Raw genomic sequence first — 18,036 nt, forward strand, 5'->3', positions numbered from 1 at the left:
ATTGTCAAGGTTCAGGCCACAAGGCGATCCGGCGGCCCGAAACAAAAAGCCCCGCCGAAGCGGGGCTTTTCGACTATTTCGATGGCGCCGGTTTTCGCTTGAACAGGCCCTTCAGATTGTCGAAGAGCTCGATCTTCACGCCGTGACGCCTCATGATCACCGACTGCTGCAGCACCGAGAGCGTATTGTTCCAGGCCCAGTAGATAACGAGGCCGGCCGGGAAGCTTGCCAGCATGAACATGAACACCAGCGGCATCCAGTTGAAGATCATGGCTTGCGTCGGGTCGGGCGGCGTCGGGTTCATGCGCATCTGCACGAACATGGTGACACCCATGATCAGCGGCCAGACGCCGAGATGCAGCAAGGCCGGTGCTTCGAAGGGCAGCAGGCCGAAGAGGTTGACGATCGTCGTCGGATCGGGTGCCGAAAGGTCCTTGATCCAGCCGAAGAACGGCGCATGGCGCATCTCGATGGTGATGTAGATCACCTTGTAGAGCGAGAAGAAGATCGGGATCTGCAGTGCAACCGGCCAGCAGCCGGCGATCGGATTGATCTTCTCTTCCTTGTAGAGCTGCATCGTCGCCTGCTGCAGGCCCATGCGGTCGTCGCCGAATTTTGCCTTCAGCTCTTCCATCTTCGGCTGCATGCGCTTCATGTTCGCCATCGAAGCGTACTGCTTGCTGGCGAGCGGGAAGAACAGCGCCTTGACGACGATGGTCGTGCAGAGGATCGCCACGCCGAAATTGCCGAAGTAGCGGAAGAAGAAGTCCATCAGCTTGAACATCGGCTGCGTGAGGAACCAGAACCAGCCCCAGTCAATCAGGCGATCGAAATTCGGGATGGAATATTTCGCTTCATATTCATCGACGACAGGCACTTCTTTGGCGCCGGCAAAGACGAGGTTCTTGACGTCGACCGTCGCTCCGGGAGCGATCGACAGGCCCTCGCCCTTGAAATCGGCCTGATAGCGCGGCTGACCGTCCGTGAAATGCGAGAAGCGGGAATCGAAGGGAACGGTCTGGCTCGGGATGAGAGCCGCAGCCCAATACTTGTCGGTAATGCCGATCCAGCCGCCAGTGACCTGCGGGTTGGACTGGTTTTCCTTTTCGATCGCCGTGTACTTGCTCTCGGAAATGCCGCTGCCTGCGCCGAGCACGCCGAGGAAGCCCTCATGCAGCACGTAGACCGAAGGCGTCGTCGGCTTGTTGTAGCGCGTCACGCGGCCATAATTGGACAAGGATACGGCGGCGTCGCCGCTATTGGTGATCTTGTCGACGACGGTGAACATGTAGCGGTCGTCGACGGAAATCGTCCGGCTAAAGGTCAGGCCCTTGTCGTTGGTATAGGTCAGCGTCACCGGCGTCTTTTCGGTGAGCTTTGCACCCTCAGGCGCGGTCCAGACGGTAGACGCGCCGGGAACGGCGCCTGTCGCGTCAGTGCCGATATAGCCGAACTCGGTGAAATAGCCGTCCTTGGTTTCAGCCGGCGAGAAGAGCGTGATGATCGGGCTCGAGTCATCGACGGTCTCGTGATAGCCCTTCAGCCTCAGGTCGTCGAGGCGCGCACCGGCGAGGTTGATGGAGCCGGAGAGGGCAGCCGTGTCGATTATGACGCGCGGCGACTTTGCAAGTGCTTCCTCGCGGGTAGCCGTCGCTGTGGCCTGACCGGTGGGAGCTGCGCCGTTCGGCTGCGCGCTTTGACCGCCGGCGGCAGGCTGTTGCGTCTGCTCGGTCTGCTGCTGTGCCTTCTGGGCTTCCTGAGCCTTGCGCTGAGCCTCGATGCGAGGGTTCATATAGAGGAATTGCCAGCCAAGGACGATCAGCACCGAGAGAGCGATCGCAATGAAGTAATTGCGGTTGTTTTGCATCATACGTTCCTGGGGCGCTCGTCTTTTGGGCGCCTGTGTTTCGGCCTGGTTTCCACGCGGGCTTTCAGTTCCGCGGCCAGTTCATCGAAGGACGCCGTCAATACGTCCCTGCGGGCGACAACCACATAGTCGTGTCCGGGCTGCATTGCAAACCCTGCATGAAGCCGCACCGCCTCTTTAAGGCGCCGCCGCATGCGGTTTCTTTCGACCGAGTTGCCATGTTTTTTGGTGACTGTGAAGCCGACGCGGGCTTCGCTTTCTTCCTTGCGGTTCAGCACCTCGAGAAGGAAGAGACTGCCGCGGCGCTTTTCGCCTTCGCGGACTGCAAGAAACTGCGGGCGGCTCTTGAGCCGCCCGGCAGTCTTTTTGTCTTCATTGGTCTTCAATTCGCCCGTCATGTTCTATCGGGCAATTCCGGCCTTAGGCCGAAAGACGCTTGCGGCCGCGTGCGCGGCGAGCAACGATGACCTTGCGGCCGCCCTTAGTGGCCATACGCGCACGGAAACCGTGGCGGCGCTTGCGAACAAGCTTCGAGGGCTGATAGGTACGCTTCATTTATTTTAACACCGCGGAGTGCGGCCCTTCTTGAATTTGCATAATGCAAGGAGCGTGGTTTTTCGAACGGGCGAGGTCATGAAGACCTGAAATGACCGGACGTGCGGCGGCTTATACGGATGAAGCCTGCCGAAGTCAATTATGACAGGCCGATTCGCTCCCGCGGCCCGGCGGGATAGTAAGATTTCGCACTCCGGTGTTAATGAATGCGACCGTTCACGATATGGTTGTATATTTCGTCCCAAAGCTTCAGCAAGCTTGCAGCCAGAGCTTTTATTCCTCGAAGATGCTCGAATCTTGACGGGGCATATCGTGCATCACAGTAAATATAGGTAATTTCTTGTAGCTGTTATTGTTAATATTCGAAATACAACATTAACGAATTTACCCGATCTTTCAGTGCATCGGCTGGGAATTTGCTTTCCGGGCATTGTGTGAAGCGAGGAGCGTTCGTTGAAAATTCGCGGCAAAATCAATCTTCTTGTGTCCGTCATGGGTGGCGTTGCGCTGTTGATCGGTGCCACTGCGCTGTCGGCGATGCGCGAGTACAACGCTAACCTGACGGCTTATGAGCATGCTGCGGCCCGTGCCTATGCCGGCGAACGCCTCAACCGCTTCGTCACCGCCGTCGTCATGGAATCGCGCGGCATCTATGCTGCAAAGAGCCTCGAACAGACACCTGCCTTTGCCAAGGGCCTGATGACCGATCTGGATGAGATCGACAAGGTCATCGCCGGTTGGACGCCGCTTGTGCCTGACAGCCAGAAGGATTCCTTCACCAAGCTTGTGGACCGTGCCAAGGAGTTCCGAACCTTCCGCACCGAGACGGCTCGCCTCGGCACGCAGGTCAGCCCGCAGGCGGCCAACGAACAGGGCAACAACGACGCCAACCGCGCGAACCGCAAGGCCTTCCAGGCCGAGATCGACGCGATCGTCAACACCGACAAGGCCGAGCTGACGGCCGTCAACGATCAGATCGAGGATTTCCGCAGCTGGATCCTGATGCTGGTGCTGAGCATCACCGGCATCGGCATCGCAGTCGGCGTTGGCATGGGCATGTACATCGGCACCAGCCACCTGAGCCGGCCTATCAAGAAGGTGACGCAGGCGATCAAGGACGTCGCGGACGGCAATTTCCAGGCGGAAGTGCCCTTCGCTGGTCGCAAGGACGAAATCGGCGAGATGGCAGCTGCCGTCGCCATCTTCAAGGAAAACGGTCTCGTCATCCAGCGCATGAACGCCCAGGAAGCGGCGATGCGTGCAAAGAGCGATGACCTTCAGTCCAGCATGTCGGTCGTCGTCGCGGCCGCAGCCGCCGGCGATTTCAGCCACCGTATCAGCAAGGATTATGAGGACGAGAGCCTCAACCAGTTCGCCGGCAATATCAATCGGCTGCTGTCGAGCGTTGATGCCGGCGTCGACGAAACCCGCCGCGTCATTGCAAGCCTTGCTGACGGTGACCTGACGCAGAGCATGCGCGGCGAGTTCCAGGGTGCCTTTGCCGAACTGCAGAAAAACGTCAACAACACGTTCGTGACGCTGCAGACGACCATGCGCGAGGTGCGCGAGACAACCGAAGCGATCAACGGCAATACCAACGAACTCCGGAACGCCAGCGACGATCTTTCCAAGCGCACGGAACAGCAGGCTGCAGCACTTGAGGAAACCTCCGCTGCTCTCGATGAAATCACTGCCGTCGTTCAGAATTCGACCGAACGCGCCCAGGAAGCGACCATCATGGTCTCCGAGGCGAAGGACAATGCCGGCCGCTCCGGCGTCGTGGTCCGCAACGCTGTCGATGCGATGGGCCGTATCGAACAGGCCTCCCGCGAAATCAGCCAGATCATCAACGTCATCGATGAGATCGCCTTCCAGACCAACCTGCTGGCATTGAATGCCGGCGTCGAGGCCGCCCGCGCCGGTGAAGCCGGTAAGGGCTTCGCTGTCGTGGCCCAGGAAGTGCGCGAACTTGCGCAGCGCTCGGCAACGGCTGCCAAGGACATCAAGGCGCTCATCACCAAGTCCGGCGATGAGGTGCAGGTCGGCGTCAAGCTGGTTCAGGCGACGGGTGAGGCGCTCTCCGAGATCGAGACGCGGGTCATCGCCATCAACGATCATATCCATTCGATCGCGACTGCGGCAAAGGAGCAGTCGACCGGCCTCAAGGAAGTCAATACCGCCGTCAACCAGATGGATCAGGTTACCCAGCAGAACGCCGCAATGGTCGAAGAAACCTCGGCTGCGACCCACAAGCTGTCAGCCGAAGCCGACGGCCTCGTGCGCCTCATCTCCCGCTTCAAGGTCTCGAATGATGCACAGGTGGCGGTCGCCCGCCAGCAGCATCACCAGCCGGTCGCCTCACCGGCGCGTCGCGCGGTCGCTCGCGTTGCGCGTGCCTTCGGCGGCAATACCGCCGCTGCGGAGCAGAGCTGGGAAGAGTTCTGATCATAGTCCTGAACGCTATCGGAGCGCCGCCTGTGGGCGGCGCTTTCGTTTGTGACGACTTGCCGCTGCTCGCAAAGATTTGAAAGCGGACCGTTCTGGTCTAATATAAGAGCTCATGCTGATGGCGGCCTTTCGCCGCACGGACAAGATGAGATGCCGGTTCAAGACCAGGGCGAGACTTCCAAAGCGGAAAACATCGCGGCCGGTGAGGCTGCCAAGGGTTCTTATCCGCGCGCTGGCATGTTCAGCCGCCTTTCCGGCAAGCTGCTCTGGCTCACCGTTTTCTTCATTATGCTGGCAGAGATCCTGATCTTCTTTCCCTCGATTGCGAGCATGCGCGTGCGCTGGCTCGAGGACCGGCTGAATACGGCCGCGGCCGCGGCAATCGTCATCGACGGCCTGCAGCCGGTGGAACTCCCGCGCGCGCTGCAGAAGGAGACGCTGGAGGCGACCGGCACCAAGGCGATTGTGCTGCGCAAGGACGGCACTTCCCGCCTGCTTGCCATGAGCGATATGCCGACTTCGGTCGATGAATCCTACGATCTGAGCGATATCCCGCCATTGACTGCGATGCGCGATGCGCTGGACACGATGATCTTCGGCGGCAACCGCATGATCCGCGTCTATGGCGCAGTCGGCGAGACCAATACCGGCGTCGAAGTGGTCATGAAAGACCGGCCATTGCGCAAGGCAATGTTCGTCTATGCCCGCAACGTGCTGCTATTGTCGGTCCTGATCTCGCTCTTTACCGCGACGCTGATCTTCTTTGCCATCAACCGCATTCTCATTCGCCCGATTCGCAGATTGACGGGCAGCATGCAGCAATTCGCCTCCGATCCCGAAAATCCGCAGCGTGTCTATGTCGGCGATGGCGGCCGTGACGAACTGGCCGTTGCCGGCCGCAACCTCACCTCCATGCAGCTCGAACTGCAGAAGACGCTGAAGCAGCAGAGAAACCTCGCGGCACTCGGGCTGGCGGTCTCCAAGATCAACCACGACATGCGCAACATTCTGGCATCCGCCCAGCTCATGTCCGACCGCCTTGTCGATGTCGACGATCCCATGGTGAAGAGCTTCGCGCCGAAGCTGCTGCGCACCATCGATCGCGCCGTCGGCTACACGACCGAAGTCCTTTCCTACGGCAAGGCAACCGAATCGGCACCACGCCGCCGCCGCATCCGCCTTTATGAGCTGGTGCAGGAGGTGAAGGACATCCTCGCCATCGAACCACAAAGCAGCGTCGAGTTCATCGAGCAGATGGGGCTGGATCTCGAAGTGGATGCCGATAGCGAGCAATTGTTCCGCATCATCCACAATCTCTGCCGCAACGCCCTGCAGGCGCTGACCTCGCCGGGTGAGGAGGGGGCTGTGATCGTCAGGCGCATCACGGTCGCCGCCCAGCGCGTCGGCAGCGTCGTCAGCATCACGGTGGACGATACAGGCCCCGGCATGCCGCTGAAAGCGCGCCAGAACCTGTTTGCGGCCTTCCGCGGCTCGGCACGCTCCGGCGGCACCGGTCTCGGCCTCACCATTGCTCGTGAGCTGGTGCTGGCCCATGGCGGCACCATCGCGCTTGTGGAAAAGCCTTCGGTCGGCACGCAGTTCCGCATCGAAATTCCGGATCGCCCTGTTTCACTGGAAGATTACCGCAGCCGGTCGCACGCCGAAAAGTGATGCAATTTCCGCAAGGGAGCCTTGCCGAACCAAAGTCGCGATTTTTTTCGAATTGCTCTTGCATTGCCCGAAAAGACCCTTTAGAGAACCGCCCACGCAAGCGGCTCGGCCGCCACTGCAGACGCACCCGTAGCTCAGCTGGATAGAGCACCAGACTACGAATCTGGGGGTCAGGAGTTCGAATCTCTTCGGGTGCGCCATTTCTTCCAATTACCTCTGAACGAAACCTGACGTCAGCTTCTTCGCATTGGAAGCCGGCGATAGAAGTGTCATCGTTGATCCTTGTCGCCGCCCCTGGGGCTGACATAGCCGGTTGTCGCGAGCTGGTCGGCTACCGGCGCCAACAGCGCCTGCCTGATTCCTGTCACACCGTATTGACGATGTCAGATAGCCCGGTGCAAACGCGATGGCGGCGACCGCGGTCGAAGCCTCTTCTTCCTGAACAACTGTCATCTTGAGGCTCCGGTGCAGATGGACCGCGGCCGAACATCCATTCTAGGGCCGGCCTCGAGATCTGGTGTCCGCCACAATACATGGGCGCCGCACCCTCATGCCTAGCTTCGCGCAACCTTCGGCGTCTATCTGCGGAAGCGATGGATTGTTTCAGGCAAAGCGGCCGGAGGGTTGGATGAAGACGAGAATCGGTGGTGTAGTAGGTCTCGTCATGATGATGGCGGCCCTTGCCGGCTGTATTGACCGTGCCAATGCGCCGGTGCTCGTGCCGGTCGCTTCGCCCGTCAATCCGCCTGGTGTCACTCACGCCCTTTGTATGTCCGATGCCAACGCCATGTACGACGAGGCGAACAAGCAGTATGACCTGCGTGCGCAGATGACCGGCCACCGCGATGCCGTGGAACGGGAAACCAATGCGAGCGGCGCCGCCCATCGGCAATACCGCTCCTGCGTCGCAAGCCAAGGCTACCGTCCTTTGTACGCCAATTGAGAACAGTGAATTCACGCACCCGATGAATTGCCGCAGGTGACTGCTCGCGCGGCTTTGTAAATCGCACTTTTTTATTTTTTGTCTCTTCCAGTCACGCCGGATCGCCTGCAATCACGAGTTTAGGAAGCTGCGTGTGATGGTGGAACTTCGCCCGTATCGAACGCATTTTTCATAGGCAAACCCAGAAGGAGGGTTTCTCATGAAAATGCTCAATATGGCTCCGTCCGCCTTTGCGCTCAGCGCTCTTCTCGCCCTCTCGTCTACCGTTACAGCGCTGGCGGCGCCCGTTCAGCAGACCCAGATCCCCGTCCCCTCGAACGTGGAAATGGTGCAATATAAAGCACATGCCGCTTATTGGCATGGCTATCGTGGCTCCGCTACGGAACGCCCCGGGACCCGCCGTCATTCGGACGGCTTCTGGTATCCGCTTGCTGCGTTCGGCGTCGAAGCCGGCACCACGGGCTCGATTGTCCCCAAACCCGAGAACCGCCCCGAACCTAAGACTATGTGCAATCCTGAATTTAGTGGATCGATCGGCCCCGGCAGCATGCCTTGTGATAACGGCTATTGAGCCGGCAAAGAAAAGGCGGCGAAAAGCCGCCTTTTTCTTTCGCGGTGCCGAATCTCACGTATCCGTGATCGCTGTTGCAGCGCAGTAGAATATGACAATTTCGCTTCCTAGCTCCTTGGCGTAAACTCCAACAATCCTCCCAAGGAGAGATGAAATGATCAACGTATTGAAGAATGGTCTCGTGGCTGTAGCCTTAGGCGCAATCATCAGCGTTTCGGCTTTCGCATCTGCCAACGCAGCTTCGGCTCAACAGCAGCAGATCGTAAAGCAGCACAAGAACACCAACGCTCGCAACGAGCCCCGCACGACCGGTTCGGTCAACGGCGCATCCCGAAGCTCCGCGCCTTACCAGTACAGCCCGAAGAAGACGCTCAACATGGCTTGCGGCCTGCGCTTCAATCCGACCAGCAGCTCGGGTTGCAACTACTAAGGCAGTCTGAAGGCATAAGGCGGAGGGGAATGGGACTGACGTCCCTGCCGCGAAAGAGGGCAGCCTTCATGGCTGCCTTTTCGTTCCAGGAAAGCCTCGGTCACGGTGTCAGAGGAAAGGCCGGTCAGATCTTCGCAGACCTGCCACAGCTTTCACCAGACCGTCTTTTCCTGCGCTATGCGAACGATCAATTTGCCGACACGCTTCTGCCAGCTCAGCCCCGTACGCAGGCTGACTGTTCGCGCTTAACTGGAATGGGCAACGGTGCCCACCAGATTTATTGCACTAATTGCAAAAATGCATTAGATATAAAAATACACGAAATGTTGTTGGAAACAGGCATGCGCGAAAACCATGGATTGACGGGGCTGCCTTTGAATTGCCATGCTGCAGGAGATCGTCGCATCGATAGTCAATCGCATTTCAGACGGGTGGGATAATCATGATCGCAAACAGTGCATTCTCCGATTTCATGCATTTTTTCCGTTCGTGGCTGAGCAACCCGCTGAGGGTAGCCGCCATCGCGCCCTCCGGTGACTCGCTCGCGCGCATCATGACCAGCGAGATCGCTGCTCTGGATGGTCCGATCATCGAGCTCGGTCCGGGTACCGGTGTCTTTACCCGCGCGCTGCTTGCGCGCGGCATCAGCGAGTGCGACCTGACGCTCATCGAATACGGTCCCGAGTTCATCGGGTCGCTTCAGAAGCGCTTCCCCGATGCGCGTGTCCTGCAGATGGACGCCGGCCATCTGGCACAGGCCAATATTTTCGAGGGTGAACCCGTCGGTGCCGTCGTCAGCGGTCTGCCGCTTCTTTCCATGTCACCGCGCAAGATCGCCTCGATCCTTGCCGGGGCCTTCGTCTATATGCGGGCCGGCGGCGCCTTTTATCAGTTTACCTATGGGCCGCGTTGTCCCGTGCCGCGTCCGATCCTCGACCGTCTGGGCCTGAAGGCGACGCGTATCGGCGGCACGGTTAGAAACCTGCCGCCAGCCTCCGTCTATCGGATTTCACGCCGCAGGCCGCTTGAGCTCTCGCGTGAGCGCTTCAAATTTCGTAGCAGCGGAGTGGATATGGAGGTTGCCGCTGAAGCGGACGACTGAATGACAGCCGATGGAAATGACTGAGAAGAAACAGCCTGAAGCCGTCGAGGGCAGGCGTGAGCGCAAGCGTCGCCAGACCCGCGAGCGCATCGAACAGGCAGCGATGACCCTCTTCATGGAGCGCGGCTTCGACGCGACCACCATCGAGGAGATCACCGAGGCAGCTGATGTCTCGAAGCGCAGTTTCTTCGATTATTTCCCGTCGAAGGAAGAGGTCGTCTTCGCCTGGCAGGATTCATTCGCTGATCGCCTGATGGCGGCGATTGCCGCACGTCCGGCCGGCGAATCCCCCGTCAAGGCCGTCGAGGAAGCCCTTATCGTCACTGTAACCGCCTCGGCTGACGAGCGCGCTCTTGCGCTCAGTGAACTGATCCATTGCACCCCAACCCTCAAGGCCCGTGATCAGCTCAAATATGCCAAGCTGGAGCAGAAGCTGACCGAGGCGCTGATTACTCGCAGCGGCGGCGATCCGCGTGCACGCGCGCGCATGCGCTTGCTTTCGGCTGTTGTCATCGGCGCGCTGCGCGTTGGCGGAGAGCTGTGGCAGCAGCGCGTGGCAGGTACTTCGACCGAAAGCATCTCGATGGAAGCCTTTGCACGCGAGATCTTTGGTGAGCTCTGGAAGATGCTGGCCGAATTCGGTGAAGAAGCAAAATCCCGGCTCTAGGTAATTCCACGCCTGGACGATCACTCTTTCTGTTGTGGTGCTTCCGATCGGTCCTCTCGCAGGAAAGTCGATGAGGCGCGCAGCTTCGCCGGATATGGCCATGAAGACCTCGTCCAGGAATCGACGATGGAAGAGCTGCATCAGTTTGAGGCCAACATTTTCGGTCCGGTAGCTGTCATGCAGTCGGTCCTGCCCTATATGCGCAAGCGCCGCAGCGACCATATCTACAATATCACCTCGATGGGCGGGATCATCACCATGCCGGGCATCGCTTTCCATCATGCCAGCAAGTTCGCCCTCGAGGGCATTTCCGAAAACCTCGGCAGCGAGATCAAGAGCGTTGGGATTCACGTGACCGGCATCGAACCCGGTGGCTTCCGCACTGATTGGGCCGGCCGCTCGATGATGCGTGCTGAGCGCTCGCTCGCCGATTGTGATGAGGTCTTTGAGCCGCGGCGCCAGCGCCGCCTCGAACGCAACGGTAACCAGCCGGGCGATCCGAAAAAGGCAGCTGCCGCGATGCTGAGGCTCATTGCATCCGACAATCCGCCAGCCCATCTGTTGCTTGGGGGTGACGCGATCAGCCTCGTTCCTGAGAAGCTCGGCTATCTCAAGACCGAATTCGACGCCTGGGAGCAGGTCTCCAGCTCCACCGATTTTGAGTGATTTATTGACCAAGAGAGGAAAAGACGATGAGCGATTACAATGCAGCGAAATCCGGTACCTTCAAGATCGGTGGCGATCTGGAAGTCAATCGCCTCGGCTTCGGGGCCATGCGCATTACCGGCGATGGCATCTGGGGCAATCCTGTCGACCACGATGAATCGATCCGTACCCTGAAGCGTTTGCCGGAACTCGGCGTCAACTTCATCGATACGGCTGATTCCTATGGTCCTGACGTTTCCGAATGGCTGATCAAGGAAGCGCTTCATCCCTACAAGAAAGGCCTCGTCGTCGCCACCAAGGGCGGTCTGACGCGCCACGGTCCGAATATCTGGCTGCCGCTCGGCCGTCCGGAATATCTGATCCAGCAGGTGCACAAGAGCCTGCGCAATCTCGGTGTCGAGCAGATAGATCTCTGGCAGCTTCACCGCATCGATCCGAAGGTTCCGGCCAAGGAACAGTTCGACACGATCAAGTCGCTGCTCGATTCCGGCCTCATCCGCCATGCGGGCTTGAGCGAAGTCTCGGTTGCCGATATCGAAGCAGCCTCCAAGGTCTTCAAAGTTGCTACGGTCCAGAACCGCTACAACCTCGTCGACCGCACCAGCGAGGATGTGCTCGACTATTGCGCCAAGCACAATATCGGCTTCATCCCCTGGTATCCGCTGGCGGCGGGCGATCTTGCAAAGCCAGGCTCGCTGCTCGATACGATCGCCAAGAAGCATAATGCGGCCCCGAGCCAGATCGCGCTGGACTGGGTGCTGAAGCGCAGCCCTGTCATGCTGCCGATCCCCGGCACGTCCAAGGTCAAGCACCTGGAAGAAAACGTCGCTGCCGTTGACATCACGCTGTCGGACGAAGAGTTCACCGCGCTCGACGCAGAAGGCAAGAAGCTCTTCAAGGCCGCCTGATAAGCATGAAATCACGCATGGAAGGGCCGCGGTTTCAGCCGCGGCCGTTTTCGTTTCGCGCCGCGCCGTCATTTCCCGCGTGACATCGAGAAAGGGCGCGCAGCGTTGGCAGCGCGTCCCGGTGGCCCGAATAATGGAGGCAGGGCTCGGGAAGTATGTCATCCGGTCTGTCGCGAGACATGGCTCCCACATTTTGCGACCAAATCTGTGTGGATTTCATATGCGGGCACAATTTGCGAAATAATTTGACCATCTGATCAAAGGTGCCGCAAAATGAGGCGCGCACATGATGCCGGCGAGGCAAGCATTGCGCCCAATGCATTGCTGCATTGCGGTAATTTCGCTATTCTCCATCAAATGAATTGGGTATTAATGATCTCGAAGGCAGCGCACTCCTCCTCCCAGCGCTCCTTCATCGGACTGACAACACTCCTCCTCCCAGTTGTCAGTCAGGATCAAGAGCCCGATGCACCTCCTCCCGCGTCGGGCTCTTTTCTATTCCGGATCATTTTTTCCCAAACCTTCGTAAAATTGACTCCGTCCCTGGCCTCGGACTATCTGGAGGCGCGCGGCAAGCGCATGTCGGTGGCTTGGCGCGATGACGCCTGAACCTGCGGAGAAGTCATGATCGGCAGATGCGGCGTTTCTCGCAAAGCCCTTGCAACCCTACTTGTCCTGTGCGTCGGCCTCGCTTCCTGCGGGCGGCCGATCGGTGTCATGCAGGCGGCCGGCACGGTTCCACCGGGTACGTCGCGAGTCGATCTGCTGGTGGCGACAACGCGCGCTGCCGATGAAAATCCGGCCGTGCTCTTCTCCGGCGAGCGCGGCACCGGGCTGAGGGTCGATGCCGTCGATGTCTCCATTCCACCGGAAGCCAATCGCAAGGCCGGGCAAGTGCAATGGCCTCGTCGTCTGCCCGCCAATCCTCTCAAGGATTTCGTCACCGTCGCGGTCGATCCGCTGGATGGGGAGAAAGCGGGAGAGGGCTGGCTGAGGACGCATATGCCAAAAAGCAAGCGGGTCCTCATCTTCGTCCATGGCTTCAACAATCGCTATGAGGATGCGGTCTATCGATTCGCGCAGATCGTCCATGATTCGCATGCCGATGTTGCGCCCGTCGTTTTCACCTGGCCCTCGCGCGCCAGCATTTTCGACTATAACTACGACAAGGAAAGCACCAACTATTCGCGCGATGCGCTGGAAGAGTTGCTGCGGCGCACGGCCAACAATCCGGCGGTGGCCGATATCACAGTCATGGCCCACTCCATGGGCACGTGGCTGACGGTAGAGGCTCTTCGCCAGATGGCGATCCGCGACGGACACGTTGCCTCGAAGATCAACAATGTCATTCTTGCCTCGCCGGATCTCGATGTCGATGTGTTCGGCCGACAGTTCCAGAGCCTCGGCAAGGACAAGCCGCATTTCACCATCTTCGTCTCGCAGGACGACCGGGCGCTGGCGCTCTCCCGCCGCATCTCGGGCAATGTCGATCGCCTCGGCCAGATCGATCCCTCCGCCGAACCCTATCGCAGCAAACTGGAAGCGGCGGGCATCACCGTGCTCGATCTCACCAAGCTGAAGACCGGCGATCGCCTGAACCATGGCAAGTTTGCCGAAAGCCCAGAAGTGGTGAAGCTCATCGGCGATCGGCTGATTGCCGGCCAGACAATTACGGATTCCGAAGTGGGCCTCGGCGAGGCGGTTGGCGCCGTTGCTATCGGCGCTGCCCAGACGGCCGGCAGTGCGGTCAGCCTTGCCGTCAGCACACCGATTGCCATCTTCGATCCCCGCACCCGCCGCAACTACGATGCTCAGGTGCGCCGTCTCGGCCAGTCGATGAACAATACTGTAGGTTCCGTGGGCGATAGTGTCGGCGCCGGGGTGCCGGAAACCGCTCAGTAAAAAACCATAGGCATTCGCCTCGTTGTGATATATCACACCTCGAACGGCATTCGACTCTGCCGTGCGGTGGGTAAGACATGGCGAATGAAATCAATAAGACGGTGGCTGTCGTCGGCGCCGGTGTGGTCGGCGCTTCGATTGCTTTCGAGCTGCAGCGGCGCGGTTATCAGGTCACTTTAATCGACAAGGGCGAGCCGGGCAGGGGAACCTCCTACGGCAATATGGCGAGCATCGCGCTCGACTTCGCAGCAGGCTCCGGTCCTTCAACCTGGAAGAAACTGCCGCGCTGGCTGATCGATCCGGAAGGCCCGGTCTGGTTGCGGCCGTCCTATGCGCCGAAAATCCTGCCATGGTTCCTGCGTTTCCTCGCTGCCGGCCGCCCCTCGCGCCTGAGAGAGATCGAGGATGCGGGCATGAGCCTCTCCAAAATTGCTCTCGGTGATATCAGCGCCATGCTCGATGCCGTTGGCGCTCCTGAGTTGATGACCGAGGAAGGCTGCCTGGCGATCTACGAAACCGAGGCCGAATTCGATGCGGATCGCGGTCACCTCGAATTGATGCGGCGCTATGGCATGGAATTCGAGGTGCTGAGCAACGGTGCCATCCAGTATTACGAGCCGACCCTTTCGCCGAAAATCGCCAAGGCCGTGCTGTTGCCGGACAACAAGTCGATCCGCGATCCCTACAAGCTTGTCGTGAAGCTCACTGACGCCGCAAAGGCTGCAGGCGCAAGCTTCGTTTCCGGGCAAGTCAAGGCCGTGGAGCGCAAGGGCGATGGCAAGACAGTCGTCCACCTCGAAAATGGCAATCGCATCGAAGCCGATAAGGTCATCCTCGCGGCCGGTGTCCATACGCGCTTCCTTGCGGCTGCCCTTGGCGAGCCGATCCCGCTCGAAACCGAGCGCGGCTACCATACGCAGATCATGCAGCCCGGCATTTCCATGCGCTATTCGGTGATCTGGCCGCATCGCGCCTTCATGGTCACGCCGACGGCCGGCGGCATCCGCGTTGGCGGCAACGTCGAGCTGGCCGGGCTGACGGCCGCGCCCGATTTCCGTCGTCCGCGCGCGCTGGTGCGCCATGCGCAGCGTATCCTGCCCGATCTCCAGGTTCAGGACACCAGCGAATGGATGGGCCATCGCCCGGCGCTGCCGGATACGATCCCGATCATCTCGCCCTCTTCGAAAATACCTGGCGTCTTCTATGCGACCGGCCACGGCCATCTCGGTCTGACCTATTCGGCAACGACAGCGCGGCTGATCGCGGATATGGTGGCCGGCGTCAAAACATCAGTTGATATCAAGCCATTCCGCATCAACAGGTACTAGGGCTGTCGCGCCGGCGCCTTCGTCACCGGGAAAAATATCCGCGTCGATGGCGGCATCACGCGTCACGTCCGATTTGGAGTTTGAAAGATGAGATGGAAGCGTACGATCCAGCTTCTGGATGTTCATGCTGAAGGTGAAATCGGCAAGGTCGCGATCGGCGGCGTGCCGAAGATCCCCGGCGAAACGGTCGCCGCCCAGCTTCACTGGCTGAATACCGATCCGAAGGGCCAGGAGCTTCGCCGCTTCCTCTGCCTTGAGCCGCGCGGCGCGCCGATCGGCTCGGTCAACCTGCTCCTGCCGCCGAAACATCCGGATGCGGATGCGGCCTTCATCATCCTGCAGCCCGATCAGGCGCATGCGAGTTCCGGCTCGAACTCCATCTGTGTCACGACTGCCCTCCTGGAAGCCGGCATCGTCGAGATGAAGGAACCGGAAACCGTCGTGACGCTGGAAACCGCCGCCGGCCTGGTCAAGGCGACGGCCACCTGCCGCGACGGCCGCTGCGAGAAGGTGAAACTCACCATGGTGCCGTCCTTCGTCCACGAGCTGGATGTCGAGATCGAAACGCCGCATTGGGGAAAGATCAAGGCCGACATCTGCTATGGCGGCATCTTTTACGCGCTGGTCGATGTCGGGCAGATCAATTTGACGATCGAGAAGGCCAATGCTGCAGCACTCGTACAGGCCGGCATGATCCTCAAGGACCTCATCAACCGCAATATCCATGTCGTGCATCCGGAAATCCCGGCAATCTCGGGCGTGGCCTATGTCATGTTCCGCGATCTGGAGGCAGACGGCACGGTGCGCACCTGCACCACCATGTGGCCGGGCAGAGCCGACCGCTCGCCCTGCGGTACAGGTAACTCGGCCAATCTCGCCACCCTCTACGCGCGCGGGAAGGCCAAGATTGGCGATGTCTTCAAGTCGAAGTCGATCATCGGCTCGGAATTCGAGGTTGGCCTGCAGGGACTGACGGAAGTGGCCGGCAAGCCCGCCGTCATTCCGACGATCACTGGCCGCGGTTTCACCTTCGGACTGTCGCAGGTTGCACTTGACCCCTTCGACCCGCATCCGGGCGGCTTTGCGCTGACGGATGTCTGGGGTCCCTCGGCGGGCGAAATCTGATCGCCGACTTCAGTAGACGAAGGGATCGACTTCGGCCTTGGCAAGTTCGCCAATGGCCGAGGGATAGATCACGCCCTTGCGCAGGATGATGTTGGCGTAAAGCCTTGGCTCGCCGGTCTGAATGACCGCATGGGCCGCGCGCACCCGACCGTAGAAATCCTGCCCGACGAGAGGGACGACCTCGCGATCCGGCTCATGCCTGGCGCAGCAGGCAATCATTTCCTCATGGATCGGATCGAGCTTGTCGCGTTCGGTCTTCACGGTTGAGCGGAAGATGGCCTCGTTCACAAAGTCGTCGATCGGCAGCACGCTCAAAACGGCATCAAGAACCGGAATGAGATGATGCCCGTCGAGCCGGATCAGCCGTCGCGCATGCTCGATGCCCGGATAGTTGCCGTCGACGATGGCGATTTCGTCGCCATGGCCCATGCCGCGCAATGTCGCCAGCAGGTCCGGGCTCAGCAGTGGGTCAAGCCCTTTCAGCATTGTCGATCTCCTTGAAAAGCACATTCTGATCGGTGAGATAACGCGCGAAGATCGGCAGGCTGGCGCCGCCGATGGCGCGGGCATGCGCGCCGACCACGCCTTCGACGATATCGGGCATGACGACGCCCTGCAGGTCGAGCTTTTCGGCTTCGTAGATCGTCGCCTGTACGATGCGCCGGCGCACCCAGTCCGGGAAACCGCCATCGATGACGGCGGCGCTGAAGTCGATGATCGAGGCTGCGGCGACAATCGCCTGCGCCAGTGCCTTGGCAGTATCCTGGATCCAGGCTTCCATCGGTTCGCCGAAATCTATCCAGTCGTCGGCCGAATACCAGAGCGGCTGCGGGTCGATGCCCCGCTCGCGCAGCATGTTTTCCAAGACGAAGATCGAGGCGATCTCCAGAAGCTGCATTGTCTCGCCGTTCTTGCCGCGCACCGGCAGCGGACCGATGGCGCCTGCCGTTCCCGTCTTGCCCGAAAAGATTGCCGAATTCAGCACGATCCCGCCGCCGATGAAGGAGCCGATAAAGAAATAGACGAAATCCGGATAGGACGGGCCAATGCCGAAGACCAGTTCCGCACCGCAGGCGCTGGTCGCGTCGTTCTGCAGGAAGACCTGGTAGGATACCTGCGTGGCGATTTCCGACTGCAGGTCGAAATCGCGCCAGACCTCCATCGTGCCCTCGGGCGCGCCCACTTCGTCGGCCCAATTCCAGAGTTCGAAGGGGGCCGCGATGCCGAGGCCGGCAATGCGGCTGCGCTCGCGCTCGCTCAGCTTGCCCTCCAGCTCCCTGATCCCATGGGTCACGAAGGACAGGATCTCATCGGGCAGGGGATAGGCATAGATCCTGTGCAGTTGCAGCCGGATCCTGCCGACGAAATCCATCAGCACGAGGTCTGCGCTGCGCCGGCCGATCTTCACGCCGAAGGAATAGACGGCATCCGGATTGAGCCGCATGGGTATGGATGGTTGGCCGACGCGACCGCGGATGGGCTCGCCACGCGAAAGCAGCCCTTCCTTCTCCAGCACCCGCATGATGACGGAGACGGTTTGAGCCGAAAGCCCGCTGCGGCGTGCGATATCGGCCTTCGACAGGGCGCCGTAGAGGCGCACCAGCGACAGCACGAGCCGTTCGTTATAGGCGCGCACCCTGATCTGGTTCGCACCTCCCGACGGATTAAGAATTGGCGGTGGGACCGGCATGTAATCCGGACCATCCATGGACGACATTGGCCACTCCTCCCGATTAACGGCCTATGCCTGATTTCATGTCAGCATGCCACATCGAATTAATAATTCAATTGGATTTATTTATTGACAAGCGGTTTTCTTTCGCTCTTAATTGCCATCGTCAACGGCACGGGAC

The 18,036-nt window shown here is 59.8% G+C and carries 19 protein-coding genes and 1 tRNA gene; 15 read left to right on the plus strand and 5 right to left on the minus strand.

Features of this window, described 5'->3' with window-relative positions; translation table 11 throughout:
- Positions 1-73: 73 nt before the first annotated feature.
- The 3 genes from yidC to rpmH are packed head-to-tail and all read right to left on the minus strand — an operon-like array spanning position 74 to position 2,422.
- Entirely contained in the window at positions 74-1,867 is a 1,794-nt protein-coding gene (gene yidC, locus AC1D35_RS10705) for a membrane protein insertase YidC (RefSeq protein WP_113307055.1), read from the minus strand.
- Positions 1,867-2,265: a ribonuclease P protein component gene (rnpA, locus tag AC1D35_RS10710; RefSeq protein WP_113298390.1), complete on the minus strand. Its 399-nt coding sequence runs from the start codon at positions 2,263-2,265 to the stop codon at positions 1,867-1,869. Before rnpA ends, yidC begins: the two co-directional genes overlap by 1 nt.
- A 22-nt stretch (positions 2,266-2,287) precedes the next feature.
- Positions 2,288-2,422 (minus strand): 50S ribosomal protein L34, encoded by a 135-nt coding sequence (gene rpmH, locus AC1D35_RS10715; RefSeq protein ID WP_016552555.1) that lies wholly within the window; start codon positions 2,420-2,422, stop codon positions 2,288-2,290.
- 453 nt (positions 2,423-2,875) lie between these two features.
- Between rpmH and AC1D35_RS10720 the strand changes: the two genes are divergently transcribed.
- The 15 genes from AC1D35_RS10720 (at position 2,876) to AC1D35_RS10790 (ending at position 16,183) form a co-directional block, all read left to right on the plus strand.
- Positions 2,876-4,867, plus strand: coding sequence for a methyl-accepting chemotaxis protein (locus AC1D35_RS10720; RefSeq protein ID WP_477938578.1), 1,992 nt, complete (start codon positions 2,876-2,878; stop codon positions 4,865-4,867).
- Positions 4,868-5,020: 153 nt separating this feature from the next.
- A complete protein-coding gene (locus AC1D35_RS10725; protein ID WP_113298392.1) occupies positions 5,021-6,541 on the plus strand; it encodes a sensor histidine kinase in 1,521 nt (506 codons plus the stop codon).
- A gap of 123 nt (positions 6,542-6,664) precedes the next feature.
- Positions 6,665-6,741 (plus strand) — tRNA-Arg (locus AC1D35_RS10730).
- Positions 6,742-7,169: 428 nt separating this feature from the next.
- Positions 7,170-7,484 (plus strand): hypothetical protein, encoded by a 315-nt coding sequence (locus tag AC1D35_RS10735; protein ID WP_113298393.1) that lies wholly within the window; start codon positions 7,170-7,172, stop codon positions 7,482-7,484.
- Positions 7,485-7,683: 199 nt separating this feature from the next.
- Positions 7,684-8,055: a cell surface protein gene (locus AC1D35_RS10740; protein WP_113298394.1), complete on the plus strand. Its 372-nt coding sequence runs from the start codon at positions 7,684-7,686 to the stop codon at positions 8,053-8,055.
- Positions 8,056-8,209: 154 nt separating this feature from the next.
- The gene (locus tag AC1D35_RS10745; RefSeq protein WP_113307041.1) at positions 8,210-8,485 is read left to right on the plus strand and encodes a hypothetical protein; all 276 of its coding nucleotides are present in this window, start codon (positions 8,210-8,212) and stop codon (positions 8,483-8,485) included.
- Between the two features lie 68 nt (positions 8,486-8,553).
- Positions 8,554-8,925, plus strand: coding sequence for a hypothetical protein (locus AC1D35_RS10750; protein ID WP_162747151.1), 372 nt, complete (start codon positions 8,554-8,556; stop codon positions 8,923-8,925).
- Positions 8,926-8,927: 2 nt separating this feature from the next.
- Complete coding sequence (locus tag AC1D35_RS10755) at positions 8,928-9,587, plus strand: methyltransferase domain-containing protein (RefSeq protein ID WP_113307039.1); 660 nt, start codon at positions 8,928-8,930, stop codon at positions 9,585-9,587.
- Between the two features lie 16 nt (positions 9,588-9,603).
- A complete protein-coding gene (locus AC1D35_RS10760) occupies positions 9,604-10,254 on the plus strand; it encodes a TetR/AcrR family transcriptional regulator (RefSeq protein WP_113307083.1) in 651 nt (216 codons plus the stop codon).
- Positions 10,255-10,266: 12 nt separating this feature from the next.
- Complete coding sequence (locus tag AC1D35_RS10765; protein ID WP_477938580.1) at positions 10,267-10,920, plus strand: SDR family NAD(P)-dependent oxidoreductase; 654 nt, start codon at positions 10,267-10,269, stop codon at positions 10,918-10,920.
- Positions 10,921-10,946: 26 nt separating this feature from the next.
- On the plus strand, positions 10,947-11,828 hold the full coding sequence (locus tag AC1D35_RS10770; protein WP_113307037.1) for an aldo/keto reductase: 882 nt from the start codon (positions 10,947-10,949) through the stop codon (positions 11,826-11,828).
- A gap of 273 nt (positions 11,829-12,101) precedes the next feature.
- The gene (locus AC1D35_RS10775; protein WP_113298399.1) at positions 12,102-12,437 is read left to right on the plus strand and encodes a hypothetical protein; all 336 of its coding nucleotides are present in this window, start codon (positions 12,102-12,104) and stop codon (positions 12,435-12,437) included.
- A gap of 15 nt (positions 12,438-12,452) precedes the next feature.
- The gene (locus tag AC1D35_RS10780; protein WP_113307036.1) at positions 12,453-13,730 is read left to right on the plus strand and encodes an alpha/beta hydrolase; all 1,278 of its coding nucleotides are present in this window, start codon (positions 12,453-12,455) and stop codon (positions 13,728-13,730) included.
- Between the two features lie 77 nt (positions 13,731-13,807).
- Positions 13,808-15,058: an FAD-dependent oxidoreductase gene (locus tag AC1D35_RS10785; RefSeq protein ID WP_113307035.1), complete on the plus strand. Its 1,251-nt coding sequence runs from the start codon at positions 13,808-13,810 to the stop codon at positions 15,056-15,058.
- Between the two features lie 87 nt (positions 15,059-15,145).
- The gene (locus AC1D35_RS10790; protein ID WP_113307034.1) at positions 15,146-16,183 is read left to right on the plus strand and encodes a 4-hydroxyproline epimerase; all 1,038 of its coding nucleotides are present in this window, start codon (positions 15,146-15,148) and stop codon (positions 16,181-16,183) included.
- A 9-nt stretch (positions 16,184-16,192) separates the two neighbouring features.
- Here AC1D35_RS10790 and AC1D35_RS10795 read toward each other — a convergent pair whose 3' ends face one another.
- Positions 16,193-16,669 carry an RbsD/FucU domain-containing protein gene (locus tag AC1D35_RS10795; RefSeq protein WP_113307082.1) on the minus strand — a complete coding sequence of 159 codons (477 nt, stop codon included), beginning with the start codon at positions 16,667-16,669 and terminating at the stop codon, positions 16,193-16,195.
- Positions 16,653-17,900 (minus strand): ROK family transcriptional regulator, encoded by a 1,248-nt coding sequence (locus AC1D35_RS10800; RefSeq protein ID WP_113298404.1) that lies wholly within the window; start codon positions 17,898-17,900, stop codon positions 16,653-16,655. Before AC1D35_RS10800 ends, AC1D35_RS10795 begins: the two co-directional genes overlap by 17 nt.
- Between the last annotated feature and the right edge of the window lie 136 nt (positions 17,901-18,036).

The organism is Rhizobium sp. P1_E6 (assembly GCF_056405875.1).

Coding starts and splice junctions, on each gene's coding strand:
- yidC (WP_113307055.1), bottom strand. CDS start 1,867: ATGCAAAACAACCGCAATTACTTCATTGCGATCGCTCTCTCGGTGCTG.
- rnpA (WP_113298390.1), bottom strand. CDS start 2,265: ATGACGGGCGAATTGAAGACCAATGAAGACAAAAAGACTGCCGGGCGG.
- rpmH (WP_016552555.1), bottom strand. CDS start 2,422: ATGAAGCGTACCTATCAGCCCTCGAAGCTTGTTCGCAAGCGCCGCCAC.
- AC1D35_RS10725 (WP_113298392.1), top strand. CDS start 5,021: ATGCCGGTTCAAGACCAGGGCGAGACTTCCAAAGCGGAAAACATCGCG.
- AC1D35_RS10735 (WP_113298393.1), top strand. CDS start 7,170: ATGAAGACGAGAATCGGTGGTGTAGTAGGTCTCGTCATGATGATGGCG.
- AC1D35_RS10740 (WP_113298394.1), top strand. CDS start 7,684: ATGAAAATGCTCAATATGGCTCCGTCCGCCTTTGCGCTCAGCGCTCTT.
- AC1D35_RS10745 (WP_113307041.1), top strand. CDS start 8,210: ATGATCAACGTATTGAAGAATGGTCTCGTGGCTGTAGCCTTAGGCGCA.
- AC1D35_RS10750 (WP_162747151.1), top strand. CDS start 8,554: ATGGCTGCCTTTTCGTTCCAGGAAAGCCTCGGTCACGGTGTCAGAGGA.
- AC1D35_RS10755 (WP_113307039.1), top strand. CDS start 8,928: ATGATCGCAAACAGTGCATTCTCCGATTTCATGCATTTTTTCCGTTCG.
- AC1D35_RS10760 (WP_113307083.1), top strand. CDS start 9,604: ATGACTGAGAAGAAACAGCCTGAAGCCGTCGAGGGCAGGCGTGAGCGC.
- AC1D35_RS10770 (WP_113307037.1), top strand. CDS start 10,947: ATGAGCGATTACAATGCAGCGAAATCCGGTACCTTCAAGATCGGTGGC.
- AC1D35_RS10775 (WP_113298399.1), top strand. CDS start 12,102: ATGAGGCGCGCACATGATGCCGGCGAGGCAAGCATTGCGCCCAATGCA.
- AC1D35_RS10780 (WP_113307036.1), top strand. CDS start 12,453: ATGATCGGCAGATGCGGCGTTTCTCGCAAAGCCCTTGCAACCCTACTT.
- AC1D35_RS10785 (WP_113307035.1), top strand. CDS start 13,808: ATGGCGAATGAAATCAATAAGACGGTGGCTGTCGTCGGCGCCGGTGTG.
- AC1D35_RS10790 (WP_113307034.1), top strand. CDS start 15,146: ATGAGATGGAAGCGTACGATCCAGCTTCTGGATGTTCATGCTGAAGGT.
- AC1D35_RS10795 (WP_113307082.1), bottom strand. CDS start 16,669: ATGCTGAAAGGGCTTGACCCACTGCTGAGCCCGGACCTGCTGGCGACA.
- AC1D35_RS10800 (WP_113298404.1), bottom strand. CDS start 17,900: ATGTCGTCCATGGATGGTCCGGATTACATGCCGGTCCCACCGCCAATT.